General features: G+C 64.6%; 19 protein-coding genes. 14 read left to right on the top strand and 5 right to left on the bottom strand.

All coding sequences use genetic code 11. From position 1 onward, the window contains the following. Positions 1–196 precede the first annotated feature (196 nt). From EPN80_RS01740 to EPN80_RS01720, 5 genes are all read left to right on the top strand, one after another. The gene (locus EPN80_RS01740; RefSeq protein WP_293022913.1) at positions 197–673 is read left to right on the top strand and encodes a hypothetical protein; all 477 of its coding nucleotides are present in this window, start codon (positions 197–199) and stop codon (positions 671–673) included. Next, positions 640–2,808 carry a MobH family relaxase gene (gene mobH, locus EPN80_RS01735; protein WP_293022910.1) on the top strand — a complete coding sequence of 723 codons (2,169 nt, stop codon included), beginning with the start codon at positions 640–642 and terminating at the stop codon, positions 2,806–2,808. Before EPN80_RS01740 ends, mobH begins: the two co-directional genes overlap by 34 nt. Further along, positions 2,805–4,895, top strand: coding sequence for a type IV conjugative transfer system coupling protein TraD (gene traD / locus EPN80_RS01730; protein WP_293022907.1), 2,091 nt, complete (start codon positions 2,805–2,807; stop codon positions 4,893–4,895). The genes mobH and traD overlap by 4 nt, the downstream gene beginning before the upstream one ends. 8 nt (positions 4,896–4,903) lie before the next feature. Further along, positions 4,904–5,599: a DUF4400 domain-containing protein gene (locus EPN80_RS01725; RefSeq protein ID WP_293022904.1), complete on the top strand. Its 696-nt coding sequence runs from the start codon at positions 4,904–4,906 to the stop codon at positions 5,597–5,599. Between the two features lie 139 nt (positions 5,600–5,738). After that, positions 5,739–6,050, top strand: a complete 312-nt coding sequence (locus tag EPN80_RS01720) for a helix-turn-helix transcriptional regulator (protein ID WP_293022901.1) — start codon at positions 5,739–5,741, stop codon at positions 6,048–6,050. Between the two features lie 325 nt (positions 6,051–6,375). Here the strand turns inward: EPN80_RS01720 and EPN80_RS01715 are convergent, their stop codons facing one another. The 3 genes from EPN80_RS01715 to EPN80_RS01705 are packed head-to-tail and all read right to left on the bottom strand — an operon-like array spanning position 6,376 to position 8,504. Next, positions 6,376–7,332: a biotin-dependent carboxyltransferase family protein gene (locus EPN80_RS01715; RefSeq protein ID WP_293022898.1), complete on the bottom strand. Its 957-nt coding sequence runs from the start codon at positions 7,330–7,332 to the stop codon at positions 6,376–6,378. Further along, entirely contained in the window at positions 7,329–8,048 is a 720-nt protein-coding gene (pxpB, locus tag EPN80_RS01710) for a 5-oxoprolinase subunit PxpB (RefSeq protein ID WP_293022895.1), read from the bottom strand. The genes EPN80_RS01715 and pxpB overlap by 4 nt, the downstream gene beginning before the upstream one ends. A 21-nt stretch (positions 8,049–8,069) precedes the next feature. Then, on the bottom strand, positions 8,070–8,504 hold the full coding sequence (locus EPN80_RS01705; RefSeq protein ID WP_293022892.1) for a VOC family protein: 435 nt from the start codon (positions 8,502–8,504) through the stop codon (positions 8,070–8,072). Between the two features lie 158 nt (positions 8,505–8,662). On the opposite strand from EPN80_RS01705, the gene EPN80_RS01700 reads away from it, so the two are divergent. Continuing rightward, complete coding sequence (locus EPN80_RS01700) at positions 8,663–9,544, top strand: LysR family transcriptional regulator (RefSeq protein ID WP_293022889.1); 882 nt, start codon at positions 8,663–8,665, stop codon at positions 9,542–9,544. Positions 9,545–9,587: 43 nt separating this feature from the next. Here the strand turns inward: EPN80_RS01700 and EPN80_RS01695 are convergent, their stop codons facing one another. After that, complete coding sequence (locus tag EPN80_RS01695; protein ID WP_293022886.1) at positions 9,588–10,478, bottom strand: LysR substrate-binding domain-containing protein; 891 nt, start codon at positions 10,476–10,478, stop codon at positions 9,588–9,590. 163 nt (positions 10,479–10,641) lie between these two features. Between EPN80_RS01695 and EPN80_RS01690 the strand changes: the two genes are divergently transcribed. From EPN80_RS01690 to EPN80_RS01655, 8 genes are all read left to right on the top strand, one after another. Further along, complete coding sequence (locus EPN80_RS01690; protein WP_293022883.1) at positions 10,642–11,697, top strand: ABC transporter substrate-binding protein; 1,056 nt, start codon at positions 10,642–10,644, stop codon at positions 11,695–11,697. A gap of 90 nt (positions 11,698–11,787) precedes the next feature. After that, the gene (locus EPN80_RS01685; protein ID WP_293022880.1) at positions 11,788–12,843 is read left to right on the top strand and encodes an ABC transporter ATP-binding protein; all 1,056 of its coding nucleotides are present in this window, start codon (positions 11,788–11,790) and stop codon (positions 12,841–12,843) included. Then, the gene (locus EPN80_RS01680) at positions 12,840–13,712 is read left to right on the top strand and encodes an ABC transporter permease (protein WP_293022877.1); all 873 of its coding nucleotides are present in this window, start codon (positions 12,840–12,842) and stop codon (positions 13,710–13,712) included. The genes EPN80_RS01685 and EPN80_RS01680 overlap by 4 nt, the downstream gene beginning before the upstream one ends. Next, positions 13,709–14,512: an ABC transporter permease gene (locus EPN80_RS01675; RefSeq protein WP_293022874.1), complete on the top strand. Its 804-nt coding sequence runs from the start codon at positions 13,709–13,711 to the stop codon at positions 14,510–14,512. Before EPN80_RS01680 ends, EPN80_RS01675 begins: the two co-directional genes overlap by 4 nt. Beyond that, positions 14,513–15,616 carry an FAD-binding oxidoreductase gene (locus EPN80_RS01670; protein WP_293022871.1) on the top strand — a complete coding sequence of 368 codons (1,104 nt, stop codon included), beginning with the start codon at positions 14,513–14,515 and terminating at the stop codon, positions 15,614–15,616. Then, positions 15,594–15,902, top strand: a complete 309-nt coding sequence (locus EPN80_RS01665) for a (2Fe-2S)-binding protein (protein WP_293022868.1) — start codon at positions 15,594–15,596, stop codon at positions 15,900–15,902. Before EPN80_RS01670 ends, EPN80_RS01665 begins: the two co-directional genes overlap by 23 nt. Beyond that, positions 15,899–17,335: an NAD(P)/FAD-dependent oxidoreductase gene (locus EPN80_RS01660; RefSeq protein WP_293022866.1), complete on the top strand. Its 1,437-nt coding sequence runs from the start codon at positions 15,899–15,901 to the stop codon at positions 17,333–17,335. The genes EPN80_RS01665 and EPN80_RS01660 overlap by 4 nt, the downstream gene beginning before the upstream one ends. 57 nt (positions 17,336–17,392) lie before the next feature. Continuing rightward, on the top strand, positions 17,393–17,746 hold the full coding sequence (locus EPN80_RS01655) for a RidA family protein (protein WP_293022865.1): 354 nt from the start codon (positions 17,393–17,395) through the stop codon (positions 17,744–17,746). A gap of 95 nt (positions 17,747–17,841) precedes the next feature. Here EPN80_RS01655 and EPN80_RS01650 read toward each other — a convergent pair whose 3' ends face one another. Then, positions 17,842–18,297 (bottom strand): universal stress protein, encoded by a 456-nt coding sequence (locus EPN80_RS01650; protein WP_293022862.1) that lies wholly within the window; start codon positions 18,295–18,297, stop codon positions 17,842–17,844. Positions 18,298–18,411 lie beyond the last annotated feature (114 nt).

Raw genomic sequence — 18,411 nt, 5'->3', positions numbered from 1 at the left:
CAAAGGGTTAAAGTACTTGAAACGAAATGCAAAAAAGCTTGCAAAGGCAGAAAAACCGCACAGTATAGCGAATCCTCAGCCTGTTTGTCCCGAAACTTCCTGCCGCTTGTGAAGCAATGATGTGCAACAAGTTTGGAAGGCCCGCCACGCGTCTGACCTACAGTTCCTCAAACGCCTCTTACCGTTGGCCCACCTTATGGAAGATTTTTCCGATCGACTGCAACATTTGCTGACCCAGACGGGGCAGGCCCGCTGGTGGCCGCCGATCCAGGTGTGGCTGCACCGCTTTGACGGCTGGTATGCCGACTGCCGGGACGAGGCGCGCGAGCCAGCTTGGGCCATCACTTATCACGCCATCAAGCGAGCGCCGCTCCCGGCCAATCCGGCCGAGGCGGCCTTTTTTCTGGCGCAGTTGCCATTTAACGCATGGTGCGCGGCCACGCTCTCCATCTCCGAGCGCTGGAATCCGCTGCTCGCGTCCTACCGCGAGTTCATCGCGCGCTGCACCGAGCCGGTCTGTCCGGCGGTGGCCGCGGCGGTGCCGCCGCAGCGCGTGACGCAAACCACTCAGTGGCTGCTGGCGCTGTACCAGGGCGGTCTGGCGCCCAGCCCGGCGCAGCGCGCGCCGATGCGGGCAGCGTGCCGGGTCCGACCCAAACCCTCCTCACCCTGATGTCCGTCTTCCATAGCGATTGGCCCTATCTGGTGACGGCCGCCGCGGCCGGCGGCGCCCTGTGGATGGTGCGCCGCCGGCCGATCTCGCCAGTCTCGCCCGCCACCGCGGGTGCCGACGCGAACTCGCTTCGTGCCGAGAGGCCGCCTCCCAGTGCTCGGCACCTGCCGGTGCTGTCGTATGAAGCGTTGATCGCGCGCACGGGCTCTCAATCCTCGATCGGCAAAATCCGCACCCGCCTGGGGTTCACGGCAGAGAATTTCTCGGGGGAAGTCGAGCCGCTGCTGCAGCGCTTTGCCGAATTCGTGCAACTGCTGCCAGCCTCCGAATCCCATCACCATGCGCAGCCCGGCGGCCTGCTGGTGCATTTATTGGAAGTCGCTTGTCACGCACTGCATTTCCGGGATGCCTACAAATTGCCGTTGGGCGCCACCACCGAAGAGCAGTCGCGGCTGGCGGCCCTCTATAGCTACGCGGTGCTGGTCGGGGCGCTGCTGCATGACATCGGTAAGCCCGTGTCGGACGTGCTGGTGCAACTGGTCAAAGCCGACGGCACGCGCGAGGCGTGGGTGGCGTTGGGCGGCAGTATGGTGGAGCAGGGCGGAGCATGGTACACGGTGGATTTCCCGGCCGAGCGGCATTACGACAAACACGGCCGGCTCGCCTTGATTCTGCTGCAGCGCCTGGTGCCAGCCCGGGCGCTCACATGGCTGGGGCAGTATCCGCCGGTATTGAATGAATTGACCGACTATCTCAGTGGCGAAGCCGCGCAGGGGCAACTCGCCGAGATCATCAAGAAAGCGGACGGCACGTCGGTGGCGGACAATTTGCTGACTGGCCCGCGCACGCGCTTTGGCGCGGCGCGCGCCGTGCCGCTCATCGAGCGGCTAATGGAAGGGCTGCGCCGGCTCCTGGACGCCGGCGAGCTGCCGCTCAACCGCGCCGGCGCGGCGGCCTTCTGCGACGGCGAGCATTTGTGGTGCGTGGCTGGGACCGTCGCCAAGGCGGTACGCGAGTATCTGGACAAGCACGAACAACGGCAGGCTGGGGCAGCGGGCATTCCGCAGGACAATTCGAGGCTCTTTGACACCTGGCAGGAATACGGCGCGCTAATCCCGACCGAGGCGGGTCAAGCGATCTGGAACGTGAAAGTGACGATCGGGGCCTGGAGCCAGCCCTTTACCGTCATCAAGTTCGCGCTCGCGCGCCTGTATGCGTCGCCCGAGCGCCATCCGGGGGCACTGCCCGCCGGCGCAATCGTGGCGATGGAGACTGCGTCAAGCGCGGCGCCGGCGGTAACCGCTCCGGAAACTGCGCCAGTTACCGCATCAGTGGAGCCGCCGTCTCCGGTGGCTGCTGCAGCGACGGGCACGGCCGCGCAGATCAACGAGCACGGCATGACCGAGGCGGAGATGGCTGCGGCATTGGCGGGAGAAGCTGCCACCCCGGCCGAGCTGGCGCCATCCATGCAAACCGCTGCGCCAGCGCTCTTCCCCGTCCCATCCACCAAGTCATCTCACCCTGCGCCGGCTGCGCCAGTTGCCGACTACCTGGACGAGCAAGACAGCGCGGCAAGTGCTTTATCGCCTGAGAATGCCATGACCATGAGCCCTGCGCCAGAAACCTTGAGCGCGCCGCTGGCGCCCAAACCCAAGCAGGCGCCGCGGGCGCCCAAGCTAAGCCGCGCGGCGCCTGGCACACCCTCCGGGCCGACCCCGCGGCCCAACGCCGAGCGCTTCCTCGCTTGGATCCAGCAAGGCGTTGCCGACGGGACGTTGCCATACAACGATGCCAGTGCGCCGGTGCATTTCGTGGAAGCAGGCGTCCTGATCGTCTCGCCGCGCGCCTTCCAAATGTACGCGGAGCGCTTTGGCCCGCAGATCGAGATCTCGCCCACCAGCGCGGTGCGGGAGCCCTGGCGTGTGCTGCAGCGGGATTTTCAGCGCTCGGGCTATGCCGCCAAAGGCGTGGGCGGCACCTTCATCCACTATTACACCGTGGCTGGCCCCGGCAGCAAGCAATTGGTCGGCTACCTGGTGCCAGATCCGGGCCGTTTCTTCAACCCGGTGCCGGCGGCCAATCCGGCGCTCAGTCACCCCCTCAGTCAGCCCAAACCGGTGAAGGAGGGGGCGTGAGCGGCGCCCGTTTCAAGAACCGGTTTCGCAAGCCTGTCGAGTTGGTTTCGGTGGCGACTTCGCTCACCTGTGTCGTCGTGCTGTGGACCTGGCCGAGGATCTTCCTGGTGACGCCCGCCATCGGCGGGGTGATGACCGTGGGCTTGCTGACGCTCGCCGGCGTGCGTGGCTACCAGGCCGCGCGTCTGCTGCGCTTTCAGCGCAACTTGAAACGCTTGCCGGCCTACCAGATGCGCCCGCAGGATATTCCGGTCTCATCCGCCGAGCAGTTTCTCGGCCGCGGCTTCTACTGGGCGCCCGAGCACACCCAGCGCCTGCACATGGCACGCTTGCCCGAGTACCGGCACTTGCGCGCGCGCAACGATCTGTACGAGTGGGCGCGTGACTTCGAACGCAGCCATCCGGGCTCGCGCCTCGCACGCTTGCTGCAACGGCCAGCCTGGTGGAACCCGGTGGCGCCGCTGCCGCCCGTGGGGGGCGACCCAGCGATTCATGGCGTCGAGCCGCGCGAGGCGGACGTCTATACGGACCTGCGCGAGCGGGTGGGCCACACGCTGGTGCTGGGCACCACGCGCGTGGGCAAGACCCGCTGGGCCGAGATCCAGGTCACCCAGGACATTCGCCGTGGCGACGTCGTGATCGTCTTCGATCCCAAGGGCGACGTGGATCTGCTGCTGCGCATGTACACCGAGGCCAAGCGCTGTGGGCGGGAGCAGGATTTAACGTTCTTTCACTTGGGCTATCCGCATGTGTCGGCCCGCTACAGCCCGATCGGCACGTTCGCCCGGATCACCGAGGTGGCGACTCGGATCGCCGGCCAGTTGCCGGGCGAAGGGCAGAGCGCGACCTTCCGCGAATTCGTCTGGCGTTTCATCAACGTGATGGCGCGAGCCATGACCGCGCTGGGGATGAAACCCACCTATGAGATGGTGTACCAGAACGCCGTCAATATCGACGGCCTGTGCCTCAAATACTTCGAGTTCTGGCTCAATCGGGACCACCCCGGCTGGCGCAACGAACTACCCGAGGCGGACCGGCAGGTTCAAGAGCAGGCGCGCAAGACGGGCCGGGCGATGCTGGCGCTGCAGATCCTAGCGCTGATGCGCGAGCGCGGCTGGCAGGACCCGATTGCCGATGGTCTGGCCTCGGTGCTCACCAACGACCGCAGCTATTTCGAGAAGCTGGTCTCGTCGCTCTATCCGCTGCTGGAGAAGCTCACCACCGGCAAGGTGGCCGAGCTGCTCTCGCCCGACTACGACGACCCGAACGATCCTCGTCCGGTCTTCGATTGGACGCGCGTGATCGACCAGGGCGGCATCGTCTATGTGGGGCTCGACGCGCTGTCGGACTTTGAAGTGGCCGCGGCCGTGGGCAATGCGATGTTCGCCGACCTGACCTCGACGGCCGGGCGCATCTACAAGTACGGCAACGGCTTTGGCCAGACCCGGCAGGGCGCCAAACGTAGCATTGATCTCTACGCGGACGAGTTCAACGAACTGTGCGGCGACGAATTCATCCCGATGCTCAACAAGGCCGGCGGGGCGGGCGTTCGCGTGACCGCCCTGACGCAGACTGATGCCGACATCGAGGCCAAGATCGGTTCGAAGGCCAAGGCCCAGCAGATGTTCGGCAACTTCAACACGCTCGTCATGCTGCGCGTGAAGAACTCCAGCACGGCCGAAGTGCTCACGGATCAGTTGGCGATGACGCAGATCTGGATTCGCACGACCGAATCCGGCGCGAGCGACGCCGAGGAGCCGGGCGAATTCGTCGACTTCACCGCCAAGACGGCCGACAAATGGACGCCGCGCGAAGTGCCGATGATCGAGCCCACGGATCTGGTGCAGCTACCCAAAGGCCAGGCATTTGCCCTCATCGACGGCGGCCAGCTCGTCAAGCTGCGCCTGCCGCTGGCCAAGGATGAGGGAGATCCGATCGCGATTCCGGGTCTGGACGGCGTCATTACGGACATGCGGGCGCGCTACGGGCGCCAGGGGGCGGGGGACGATGATGCGGATGCGGCGCCCGACTGGCCGCTGAACAGCGGCGAGGCGTTGACCGTAGAGGGCAAGGGCGCGGGATTCTAGGAGTGGCGATGGGGCGCAATAAAAAAGGCGATAGCGACGGGGTGCGGGAGTTCTTCTGGGTGCTCCACCTGGGGTTCGACCTGGCGCTGTGGCTGGCGGTGATCTCGGTGTTGTCGGTGGGCGCGGCCCTGCTCGCGGCCCATTATTGGTGGCACGCGGATCCGGTGGCGGGCGTCGAGCATCTGTTGGGGTACTACCTGGCACAGACGACCGATCCGGCGCTTGCGCGCACCTGCGCCGACGGCGCCTACTGGAGCTGGTTCGGCTGGACCGGGATCGATGCGGCCGCGCGAGAGTTTGCCCTGGGCCTGCCGGCCAGCTCCGCCATGGGCAACATCTATCGCCACACCCTGTTCACCAATCTGTACCAGCCGCTGACGGTGGCCATGATGGCGATGAAGCTCTTTGGCGTGCGCGTGGCGATGCTGGCCATGGCCGCGCCGGCGTTCGGTATGGCGCTGGCCGCGTTCCTGGCCGATGGGCTCGCGGGGCGCCATATCCGACGCGAGGACGGCGCCAACGAGTCGGCCACGCGCTACCACCGTGCCAAGCGCTGGTTCACCTTCGGGATGATTCCGTTGACGGCGATTATTTGGCTGGTTGCGCCCGTCAGGATTCCGTTAGTGGGTTTGTTCCTGCCGGTCACGGGATTCTGCGCGCTCTTGATCTGGAATATGGCCAAGTATTACAAGAAGTATGTGTAAGGCGGGGGCAATGCGCGAAAATATGATATTGACGGAATAGTCACTAGAGGAGATGACCGATGGTACGACGTGAATGTGCCGATCGCAGACAAGTTGTACGACATGCACCTTGAGATATTGAGAAAGGGAGAGTAGAGCAATGGCTAAGAAATTCAGCGAATTACGCGCCAAGATGTCGCCGCAGGCGCAGTCACGCGCAGCTGCGCGCGCCGAGGCCATGCTTGTAGAAATGCAGCTCCAGGAACTGCGCAAGGCACGTCATGTGACGCAAGTCGCGGTGGCCAAGGCCATGAGCGTGGAACAAGCTACTATCTCCAAACTGGAGCGCCGTGACGACATGTACGTCAGCACCCTGCGCGAATACGTCAAGGCGCTTGGCGGTGAATTGAAGCTCGTGGCCTCGTTCCCTGACGCTGAGATTCAAGTGCGCCCGTTCGAACTGGCTAACTAAGCGAGGGACTCGATTTTCTGTCACTGAAATTCCTCGCGAAATTGCCGTTAGATAAGGATTCCAGTCAAATTGTTGTAGAAATCATCAAATTTGCGCCGTGAGACTGTCCCAATTCTTGACAGTTGTCATTGATTAACGATAGGCTTTGCTCACTGCGCAAAATGGGAGCATACGAAGGGGTTAAATACGAACAACGATGGGAATCGGTCGAGTGCGTGACTGTTGAGGTAGTTGAGGGTCGCGAAGGCGGCATTTTTTAGCGCCGCCAAATTCGCATAATATACATTATGTTAAATAAACTCTCTGACGCAGCACCGATTCGCACTCATTGCTCACCCGCTGCCGCGAACGCCGCCTCCTGCAGCAGCATCAGCCGTTGCGCTTCATCCAGGTCGATCAGCTGGAAATGCACCGTCTCCCCGGGCATTTTCTGCGCCAGGCGCGGCAGATCGACGGCGCAAACGTGCGCGATCTTCGGATAGCCTCCAGTGGTTTGCCGATCCGCCATCAAGACGATCGGCTGACCGTCGGGCGGTACCTGGATGGTACCGAAGCCGACCGCCTCGGAGATCATTTCCCGGGCGGCGCCAAGCTCGAGCGGCAGGCCCGCCAGGCGGTAGCCCATGCGGTCCGATTGCGGGTCGATGCGAAACGGCTCGGCCACCAGGTTGCGCTGTGCCTGGGCGGAAAACATCGACCACTCGCGCCCGGCCAGTGCGCGCAATGGCGCATCAGGCGAACCCAGCACCACGGGCGGCAAGACCGGCAGCGCCGTTGCGCGCGCGCCTTTGACGGCTCGCCGAGCAGCCTGCGGCGCACCGCGCAGCGCAATCACGTCACCCCGGCGCAACGGCTCGCCGCGCAGCCCGCCATAGCCGCCGCGCACGTATGTGCTCGCGCTGCCCATCACGGGCGCCAGCGCAAAGCCGCCGCGCACGGCCAGATAGGCCCGCACGCCATTACGGCGCTTCCCGAATGCGAGCACCGCACCGGCAGCGACCGGCACCGGCTCATACATCGGAATCGGTTGATCGTCGACACTCGGCTGGAGATCCGCGCCACAGATGACGATCGTCGCTGGCGCGTGCCACTGCAGCGTCGGTCCCATCAGCGTCACTTCGAGAGTTGCTTCGGTCGACGCATTGCCGGCCAGCAGGTTCGCCAGCCGGTGCGAGCGCTCGTCCATCGCGCCGTTGACCGGCACGCCAAGATGCTGATAGCCGGCGCGGCCGAGATCCTGGAAGGTCGTCAGCATGCCCGGCTTGATCACTTCGATGCTCATGCGGCCCCGCCCTGACCTGCCTGCATTGCCGCGAATTCGTTCGGTTCGATGGGAACAAAGCGCACGCGATCGCCCGGGCGCAGCAGACACGGTTGCGAGCCACGCCGCGCATCGAACAACGGCAGCGGCGTGCGTCCGATCAAATGCCAGCCGCCGGGCAAATTCATCGGATAGATCACGGTTTGGCGATTCGCCAGACCCAGCGAGCCGGCCGGCACGACGGTGCGCGGCGTGGCCCGGCGCGGCGGCGACAGGCGCGCATCGAGGCGACCAATATATGGATGGCCCGGCGCGAAACCAAGCATCAGCACTTCGACCGGCGCCGCGCAATGCAGCTCGATCAGTTGCGCGGGCCGCAGATTGCACAAGGCGGCAACCGCTTCGAGATCGGGCCCGCAATCACCGCCGTAACACACCGGCAGTTCAATCACGCGCGCATCGCCGACCGCCGGCAACGACAGATCGGCGAGCATCGATTGCAGGATTTCCGTCAGCGCCAGATGTGGCAACAACGCCCCGGACAATCGCACGCGATGCGGCTGGTAATGCACGCCGACCGTATGCAATGCCGGCACCACGTCGGTCACGCCGGGCAGCGCGGCGGCTTCGATGCAGGCTGCCGCTGCGCGCACGAAGCGATTCGCCGCGAATGGATCTGATGCCTCGAATTCGACGATCAGGCACCGATCGCCGGACGGCGCGATGACTGGCACCATGGCGCAGGCGTTTCGAATTGCTTATTTCGCGAACAGCGACGCCATGTCGGCAAACGCCTTGATTTCGACGGCATTGCCCGACGGATCCAGGAAGAACATCGTCGCCTGCTCACCCACCTCTCCTTTGAAGCGGATATGCGGCTCGATAATGAACTTGATGCCAGCCTGCGTCAGCTTGTCGGCCATCGCCTGCCATTGCGGCATCGTCAGCACGACGCCAAAGTGGCGCACCGGCACGGCATCGCCGTCGACCGCGCTGGTCTGGCGGTGGCCGGCCTCCTCGGGCGCGAGGTGCGCCACGATTTGATGGCCATAGAAGTTGAAGTCCACCCATTCAGGCGCGCTGCGCCCCTCGGGGCATCCCAGCAGTTCGCCGTAGAACGCTCGCGCGGCGGCGATACTGTGTACCGGAAAGGCCAGGTGAAAAGGAGGAATGGTCGCGCTCGTTTGGCTCATGTCGTGGCAACTCGAAGTGGGGATGAAAGGGGTTCGGTCGATATGCCAAGCGTTCACCTGGCACGATCAACGTTACCGGGAACCATTATATGCATGATAAAAATTGCTTAAAAGCGATATATTTTTGAGCTTACAATCATTTTTTTTGATGAATTGCCATGCTGCGCGAACTCAAGACATTCATGGCCGTCGCCGAGCACGGCACTTTCGCCGCTGCCGGTGCGCACATCGGGCTGACGCAATCGGCCGTCAGCGCCCAGATACAGCGGCTGGAGGAAGAACTGGGCATCGCATTGTTCGACCGCACCGGCCGTTCGGCGCGCCTGAACAGCGATGGCCGCCAAACGCTCGCGTTGGCCGGCGAATTGATGACGCTCTACGCCCGTCTGGGCCGGCACGGTGACGCCGCCGAAAAAAGCGGCATGCTGCGCGTGGGGGCGATCGCCTCGGCACAAGTGTCGTTTCTGGCCAGCGCGATCGAAACATTCCGGCAGCGGCTGCCGGGCTGGCACCTCCGTATCGTGCCCGGGGTGTCGCTGAACCTGCTGAGCCAGGTCGACGCGGGTGAAATCGACATCGCCGTGCTGATCCGTCCGCCCTTTGCGCTGCCGTCCGAATTGAAATGGCGCCCGCTGGTCAAGGAACCGTTTGTGCTGCTCGTGCCCGAGGCTGTCGGCGGGCAGCCGTGGCGTGCCCTGCTCCGGCACGCGCCGTTCATTCGCTATGACCGCAATTCGTTCGGCGGCCGGCTGGTCGAACGCTTCCTGCGACGTGCGCGATTGAACGTGCAGGATGTCGTCGAGCTCGACGAATTGCAGGCGATCGTGCAACTCGTCTCGCACGGCGTCGGCGTGGCGCTCGTGCCCAAGGCGGCCGCGCTCGGCCCCTGGCCGGCCGGGGTCTGCGCGCTGGATCTGGGCGACGCCACCTTCCACCGCGAAATCGGCCTGATCGAGCGCCCCCGACAAAGCCCCGATCACGCGGCGCATCAGTTTGCCGACGAGGTCGGCCGCGCGGCCGAGGCGATCGCCAGGGCTTGAACCGCGCTCGCAGGATACGCCCAGGCACCCTGCCCGTTCCTGTTTATCCAGAGACCACTTCCAGCAGGCGTTCCTTCGCGTAATCGACGAATGCCCTGGCGAGCTGCGACAGCGGCCACTGGTTCGACACAACCAGCGAATACTCCGAACAGATCTCCGGCGTGAACGGCTTGACCACCACGCGCCCAGCGGCGTATCGCGCGGTAATCGGATCGATCAGCGCAACCCCGGCGCCGTGTTGCACCAGCACGCACAGTGTCGCCGACAGCTGCGACTCCGAAGTAATGACGCGATCGATGCGCCGCGCGGCGAACTCCCGATCGATCGCCACCCGGCCGTCGAACTCCTTGGGAAACGAGACGAACGACTCGCCGTGCAGATCCTCCGGCGTGATCACCGGGCGCTCGGCCAAACGATGGCCCAGCGGCAGGACGCAGCGCATCGGCGCCTTCACGATAAGCTGGACGTGCGCTCCGGGGTGTGTGAGCGGATGGGCAATGAAACCCACGTCGCAGCGCCGGCCAACGACCAGATCGACCACCGTCCGGGAACTGTGTATGAGCAGCGTGGTGTCGATGCCGGGATGCTCGCGCAAGAAGCCAGTGAGCGTGGTCGGCAGGAATTCCAGCGCGATGGCGGGCGCGCCGGCGATATGCAGCGAGCCGCGCCGCAGCGACTTGATCTGCTCGGCGGTCTGCGCAATGCGCTCCATGCCGGCAAACGAACGCTCCACCTCCTCGAACAGCGCCTGCCCTTCGGGCGTCGGATGCAAGCGGCCGTTGGCGCGATCGAACAGCGGGAAGCCGACATCGGCCTCCAGGTCGTTGATCAGGCGCGTGACCGCCGGCTGCGAGATATGCAGCATCTGTGCGGCGCGCGTCACAGTCTGCCGCAACATCAGTGCATGAAAAGCTTCAAGCTGTCGGATTTTCATAAGGAACCGCGAGATCGACCGTATAACATTTGCGTATGAACGACGCAAAAAATGTGATTTGACTTCATCTTTCCCGACGACGATTATTCGGAAAATCAAGCCGATAGTAAAGAAAAAAACGTTGTCGTTCCTATAACATGCTTGTAGCCAGGAGGTTGTGAAAATGAGTTTATCCCCCGTAATGCGTCAATTTGGACTTGCGGCAGCGATGGCTGCCGTCATATCGGTCGGCGTCACCAACGCCCACGCCACCACCACGCTGTATGTCGGCGCCTATGGCGGGTCGTTCGAGCAAATGCTGAGAAAGGACGTCATCCCCCCGTTCGAAAAAAGCAATGGGGACGTCAAGGTCGTCACGGTGCCGGGCGACTCCACCACGACGCTGGCCAAACTGGAGGCACAAAAGGGCAAGGCCGGCATCGACGTGGCCTTCCTCGACGACGGCCCGATGTACCAGGCGATCCAGTTGGGCCTGTGCGGCAAGCTGGCGGATGCACCCGTCTACAAAGACCTGTACGACATTGCCCGCTTCAAGGGCGACCGCGCCGTGGCGGTCGGCTTGATCGCCACCGGCATCGCCTACAACACGCATCTGTTCAAGCAAAAAGGCTGGGCGCCGCCGACTTCCTGGAAGGATCTGGCCGATCCGAAATACAAGGGACTGCTGGTGATGCCGAGCATCATCAACACTTATGGGCTGCACGCGCTGCTGATGGAGGCCCGGCTCAACGGCGGCAGTGAAACGGACATCGACCCGGGCTTCGCGGTCATGAAAAAGTCGATCGCGCCGAACGTGCTGTCGTTCGATCCGTCGCCGGGCAAAATCGCGCAGATGTTCGGGGACGATGAAATTGCGCTGGCGGTGTGGGGCAACGGCCGCGTGCAGGCGTTGCGCGACCAGGGCCTGCCGGTCAAGTTCGTGTATCCGAAGGAAGGCGCCGTCGCGCTGGGCATGGGCGTGTGCGTCGTGGCCAGCTCCGCGCACAACACACTGGCGCAAAAGTTCGTGCAATACATCCTGTCGCCGCACGTGCAAGCCATCCTGGCCCAAAGCCAGGGCGTCGGCCCGTCCAACCGCAACACCAAGCTGCCGCCCGCGGTGGCCGCCGAGGTACCGAGCCCGGACGAAATCAGCAAGCTCGTGCGGGTCAACTGGGACGTCGTCAACCCGCACCGAAATGCGTGGACGCAGCGCTGGAACCGGGAAATCGAACAATAAAACCGAAACGCGCACCACTTGAACCCGGCGTTCCGGGCAGCAACCGGACGCCGGATTCACACAGCCTGTCTGTCGTCCGGCAAGAGCACCATGACACCTTATCTACACCTTGAAAATCTCGGCAAGCGCTTCGGCCCAACGATTGCCGTGGACGCGATCGACCTGACGGTGGACCAGGGGGAGTTCATCTCCCTGCTGGGCCCATCGGGTTGTGGCAAAACCACCACCCTGCAAATGATCGCCGGTTTCACCGAACCCAGCGCCGGGCGCATCCTGCTGCAGGGGCGCGACCTGACCCCCATTGCCCCGGAACGGCGCGGGCTGGGCATCGTATTCCAGAGCTACGCGCTGTTTCCTCATATGACGGTGGCTCAGAACGTCGCCTTTGGCCTGGAGATGCGCCGCGTCGATGCCGGCGCGCGCCGGCGCCGCGTGCAGGATGCGCTGGAGCTCGTGCACCTGGGCCAACATGCCGGACGCTACCCGCGCGAACTCTCGGGCGGGCAGCGCCAGCGGGTCGCGCTGGCCCGCGCGCTGGTGATCGCTCCGCCGCTGCTGCTGCTCGACGAGCCGCTCTCCAATCTGGACGCCAAGCTGCGCGAAGAGATGCAGGGCGAGCTGCGCGCGATTCAGCGCAAAGTCGGCACCACCACCATCATGGTCACGCACGATCAGGCCGAGGCCCTGGCCATCAGCGATCGCATTGTGCTGCTCAATCAGGGGTGCATCGTGCGCATCGATGCGCCGCACACGGCCTACGAGGATCCCCGTCATACTTTTGCGGCCCATTTCATCGGGCACACGAACCTGATCAGCGGGCAAATCGAGTCGCGGCCATCGGGCATCGTGCTCACGGCCAATGGCAGCAGCTTCAATCTGCCGCCCGACACCGCCAGTCGCGACGGCGCGACCTTCTCCCTGCGTCCGGAGCGCATTCGCGTGGTTGCCAGCGGCGCCGGTCGCCTGAAAGGTCAGGTCGAGCAGCGCATGTTCCATGGCAATCATTGGGTGCTGAGCGTGCGCACCGGGCTGGGCAGGCTACAGGTATTTTTGCTCAACGACGGCATCCCCACAGCCATGGAAGGCGACACGGTCGACCTGGATTGGGGCGACGATGCCCTGCGTCCGGTGGAGGAAAACGCATGAGTCGCAATCGCGCGCATCATGGCCTGACGCTGACGCTGCCCGCGGCGCTGTATTTCATCCTGCTGCTGGCGGTTCCCCTGGCACTGACATTCGTGCTGAGCCTGCGGGGGTTCAACCTCGACGTGGGCGGCATCGTGGATACCACGTCGCTGCACAACTACGTCGCAGTCCTGAGCGACCCCTACTACTACACGATTTTCCTGCGCACGCTGTTTCTGTCGGTGGCGGTCACGCTACTGTGCGTTCTGGTGGGGGTTCCCGAAGCGTATTTTCTGTTTCGCATGCGCGATCCATGGCGCTCGCTGTGCCTGGTGGCGGTGCTCGGCCCGCTGCTGGTCTCGGTGGTGGTGCGCACGCTCGGCTGGTCGATCCTGCTGGGCCGCGAGGGGCCGGTCAACGCCCTGCTGCTCAAGCTCGGTCTCGTCGCGCATCCGATCCATATGCTCTTCACGCTCGGCGCCGTGATCGCCGTGATGGTGCACGTGCTCGTGCCGCTGATGGTACTGTCGGTCTGGACGTCGCTCACGCGGCTCGATCCGGCGGTGGGCCATGCGGCGCGCTCGCTCGGCGCCGGGCGGGGCACCGTCCTGTGGCGCGTGGTATTGCCGCAGATCGCGCCGGGCATTCTCTCCGGCAGCCTGATTGTGTTCGCCCTGACCGCCAGTGCGTTCGCCACCCCGGCGCTCATCGGCGGGCGGCGGCTCAAGGTGGTGGCCACCACCGCCTACGACGAGTTCCTGGGCACCCTCAACTGGCCCCGCGGCGCCGCCATCGCCGTCATTCTGCTGGTGGCCAACTTCGTCATCATCGCCGCCTATAACCGCGTGGTCGAACGACGCGTCACGCGCCGGCTCGGAGGTGCGTCATGAAACATCACGATCGCAACGGCGCAGTAGCGTTGCTATTCCATGGCCTGTTCCTGGCCTTCATTCTGGCCCCGCTGGTGGTGGTGTGCCTGTCGGCCTTCACTCCGGACGATTTCCTGACGATTCCGACCCGCCACTTCTCGCTGCGCTGGTTTGTCGCGCTGTGGCATAGCGACGATTTCACCTCGGCCTTCAAAACCAGCCTGTGGCTCGGCGCGCTGGCGGCAACCATCAGTTCCGCGCTCGCGCTGCCCACCGCGCTGGGGCTGGTGCGCTATCGCTTTGCGGGTCGCGACGCCATCAATGCCTTCGTGCTCTCGCCGCTGATGATCCCGCCGGTGGTGCTCGGCATCGCCTTCCTGCGGTTCTTCACGCTCATCGATATCAGCGGTTCGTTCGCGAGCCTGGTGGCCTGCCATGTGCTGTTGATCTTTCCGTATGCGCTGCGTCTGATCATGGCTGCGCTCACGGGCATGGCCAGCGACGCCGAGCAGGCCGCGCGCTCGTTGGGCGCCACACGCTGGACCACGTTTCGCCGCATCACGTTGCCGATGATTTTGCCTGGCCTGGTGGGCGGCTGGGTTCTGGCATTCATCAGCAGCTTCGACGAGCTCACCGCCACCATCTTCGTTGCGGCGCCGGCGACCATCACCTTGCCGGTGCGCATCTACATGAACATGAGCGAGACCGTCGACCCGACGGTGGCGGCCGTCTCCACTGTGCTCATCGCGCTGGTTCTGGTGGTGATGGTGTTCCTGGACCGCATCTACGGCTTGAACAAAGTATTAGTGGGAAGTCATTAAATGCAAAAAACTTTCGATGTCGCCGTTGTCGGCGGCGGCCTGGTCGGCATGGCCATCGCCTTCGGACTGGCCAAACGCGGCCAAAGGGTCATCGTATGCGATGGTGAGGACGGCGCGCTGCGCGCCGCGCGCGGCAATTTCGGGCTGGTGTGGGTCCAGGGCAAAGGCGCCAATTGCGTCAGCTATGCCCGCTGGTCGCTGCATTCGGCAGATCTCTGGCAGGGTTTCGCCGACGAGTTGCTCACGCGCAGCGGCGTGTCGATCGGCTTTAGCCGGCCGGGCGGCTTCAACATCGCGCAGTCGCGGCAGGAGCTGACGACCAAGGCTGAAACGATGCAGCGCCTCTATCTTGCCGAGCCGCGCCTGAAGTTCGAAGTGCTGGAGAGCAGGGAACTGGCGCAACGGCTGCCGGCCATCGGCCCGGATGCCGCTGGCGCCATCTATTCGCCCAACGATGGACACGTCAGCCCACTTTATACGCTGCGGGCCCTGTTCGCGGCCTACGAGCATGCCGGCGGCGAGTACGCACCGAACGCCAACGTCACTGAAATCAACCCGGCCAGCGGCTCGTTTCGCCTGCGCGTGGCCAATGGCCACACGCTCGAGGCGGGCCGCGTCGTGCTGGCCGCCGGGCTCGGCAACCGCGCACTCGCGCCGCAGGTCGGCCTGCGAGCCCCCGTCAAGCCGCTGCGCGGCCAGATTCTGGTGACCGAGCGGGTCCGCCCGTTTCTGGCCCACCCGACCATCTATGTGCGGCAAACGGTCGAGGGCTCGGTGCTGGTGGGCGATTCGGCGGAGGACGTGGGTTTTAACGACAGCGTCACGCCGGACGTTCTGGCCGACATCGCCCGGCGCGCCATCGCGCCGTTCCCGCTGCTCAAGCACGTGCGGGTAGTGCGCGCCTGGGGCGCGCTGCGCGTGATGACGCCCGACGGTCTGCCGATCTACGAGGAATCGACCCGTCACCCGGGCGCCTTTCTGGCGACCTGCCACAGTGGCGTGACGCTGGCAGCCGCGCATTGCGAGACCATCGCGCCGTGGATTCTCGGGGGCGATCGCCCCGCTCTTCTGGATACTTTCTATGCCAACCGATTTGCTGTTTAAGACACTGCCTCGCGCGGAGCATGCCACCGTGCGGATCTATATCGACGATCGAGCGCACGACGTGCCCGGCACGCTGAGCGTGGCAGCCGCACTGCTGGCCGCCGGGCATCTCGTCTGCCGCACCACGCCAGTGGGCGGTAACGAGCGCGCGCCGTTTTGCATGATGGGTGTGTGCTTCGACTGCCTGGTGGAGATCGACGGCGTGCCAAACCGCCAAGGCTGCATGACGCCGGTGCGCGATGGCATGCATGTGCGGCGCATGCAGGGCGCAAGGAGCATCGCATGACTGAAAAATATGTCGATCTGCTCGTCATCGGCGCCGGCCCCGCGGGCATGGCCACCGCGCTCGAAGCGCATCGGCGCGGCGTCGAGACGCTGGTGCTCGATGAAAATCCCTATCCCGGCGGCCAGATCTACCGCAATGTGAGTCACTCGCCACTGGCGAATCCTGGCGTGCTCGGCCCCGATTACCTCTACGGCCGCACGCTGGTCGACGCATTCGCGCGCAGCGGCGTTGCCTACTGGCCGCAAACGCTGGCCTGGCAGATCACGCCGGACAGGCGCGTGAGCGTGACACGCCAGGGGCCCGACGGCGGCACGCTGCAAATCGCCGCGCGCGCGATCGTGCTGGCCGGCGGCGCGCAGGAACGTCCCTTCCCGGTGCCGGGATGGACGCTGCCGGGCGTTATGGGCGTTGGCGCGGCGCAAACCCTGCTGAAGGCGGCCGCCCTGGCACCCGGCGCGCCGGCGGTGCTGGCTGGCTGCGGGCCGCTGCTGTACTTGTTTGCCTGGCAATTGCTGCAGGCGGGCATCGAGATTCGCGCGCTGCTCGACACTACCGCACCGGGCGCCTATCGTGCCGCCCTGCCGCATTTGGCCGGCGCCTTGCGCGCATCGTCCTATCTTGCCAAGGGGTGGCGCATGTTGCGCGCGATTCGCCGCGCTGGCGTCGAACACGTCAAACACGTGCAAGGACTCCGGGTGCTGGGCACGCACCGAGTCGAAGCGATCGAATACGAAGTCGCCGGCCGTGTGCGACGCCTGCAGACGCCGCTTGTGCTGTTGCATCAGGGCGTGATTCCGAACACACAGGTCACGCGGTCGATCGGCTGCGACCATGCCTGGGATCCAGCACAGCTATGCTGGCGGCCTCGGCTCGACGCGTGGGGGCAAACCAGCATCGCCGATATTTTCGTGGCGGGCGACGGCGGTGGTATCGCCGGCGCGCTGGCGGCCGAAGTCTCAGGCCGGCTCGTCGGGCTCCAGCTTGCCCATCGCCTGGCCGGACTCGATCTTGCCGAGCGCGACGCGGCAGCCGCCGGGGCGCGTGCCGAGCTGGCCCGGCATCTGGCCATTCGCCCCTTGCTCGATGCCCTCTATCGCCCCGCCGACGCATTCCGCCGCCCGCCCGCCGATGACACTATCGTCTGCCGCTGCGAGGAAGTCACCGCCGGCGAGATCCGTGCGATGGCCAGGCTCGGCTGCGTTGGCCCGAATCAAACGAAGTCGTTCTCGCGTTGCGGCATGGGCCCGTGCCAGGGTCGCTTCTGCGGGCTGACCGTCGCCGAACTGCTTGCCGACGCGCAGGCAAAGCCCATTCCGGAAGTCGGTTACTACCGCATTCGCCCCCCCATCAAGCCGATTACCCTGGGCGAAGTGGCTGCAGCCATACCGATGCACGAAGACAACCGCATGGCGCGCGGCGGCTTTCCCAAGTAAGCGGCTCGCGTGGCCGATCGCCATTTTTGAACAACTGCAACTTTGACAAGAGACACAATGAACGAAATTAAACGCTTTCATCCGAGCACCCGCATGAGCCGCGTGGTGATTTATAACGGCATGGTTTTCATCGGCGGCCAGACCGCTGGCGACCCGGCGCAGGACATCGCGGGTCAGACGCGCCAGGTATTGGCAAAGATCGATGGCTTTCTGGCCGACGCCGGCATCGACAAGACAAGGCTATTGACCGCTCAAGTCTGGCTCAAGGACATCGCAGCCGATTTCGCCGGCATGAACGAGGTATGGGACGCATGGGTGGCGCCCGACTGCGCACCCGCCCGAGCCACGGTACAGGCAAGTCTGGCGCGTCCGGAACTGCTGGTGGAGATTTCGGTAACCGCCGCCCTATGAGCAGCAATATGGTCCTGGCGTAGAAAATGGCAGCAAGCATGCGGCCGGCTCGCCAGCCGCATGCTTCGGCAAATCACTGGCCGGCGCGAAGACCCTCAGGACTGCTCGGTATCGGCCCCCACCGACACCAGCAGGCTACACGAGACCCGGTCGAGCAGCATGGCGCTCTCCGAGCCGCCGGCCCACCAGCGGGCCAGCGTGCCGCGTGTCTGATGCCCAACCACGATCAGATCGGCATTGAGTTTTTCCGCCAGACGCGGGATTTCCTCGATCGGGCGACCGTGCGCCAGATGCCCGGTCGCATTCACGCCGCGCGAGGTCAGCCACTGCACGCCTTCCTCCAGGATCTCGCGTGTGGTGGTTTCGATCGCACTGCAAGTCACGTCGGCCATGATGCCGCCGCTTTGCGCGACGTTCGAGATAATGTCGACCACCGCCAGCACATGTGTTTCGGCCTTCAGGTCGAGTGCCAGATTAGCGCCGCAACGCAACGCCTTGCGGCCTTCGCGCGAACCGTCATAGCACAGCAAAATACGGTTGTAGGCTGCCATATCGATCTCCTGCAAATTTTCCCTACCCCACTCTAGCGTCACAGCCGCGCCATCGCCATAGTGGCTTTTACCGAGAGACCGTCGCCCCGACTTGGCGCATCGAGGCCGGGCGGC

The organism is Pandoraea sp. (genome assembly GCF_004297875.1).
Lineage (GTDB): Bacteria > Pseudomonadota > Gammaproteobacteria > Burkholderiales > Burkholderiaceae > Pandoraea.
Note: the sequence above shows the minus strand (reverse complement) of the source record. Positions and strands in the feature narration are given on the sequence as shown.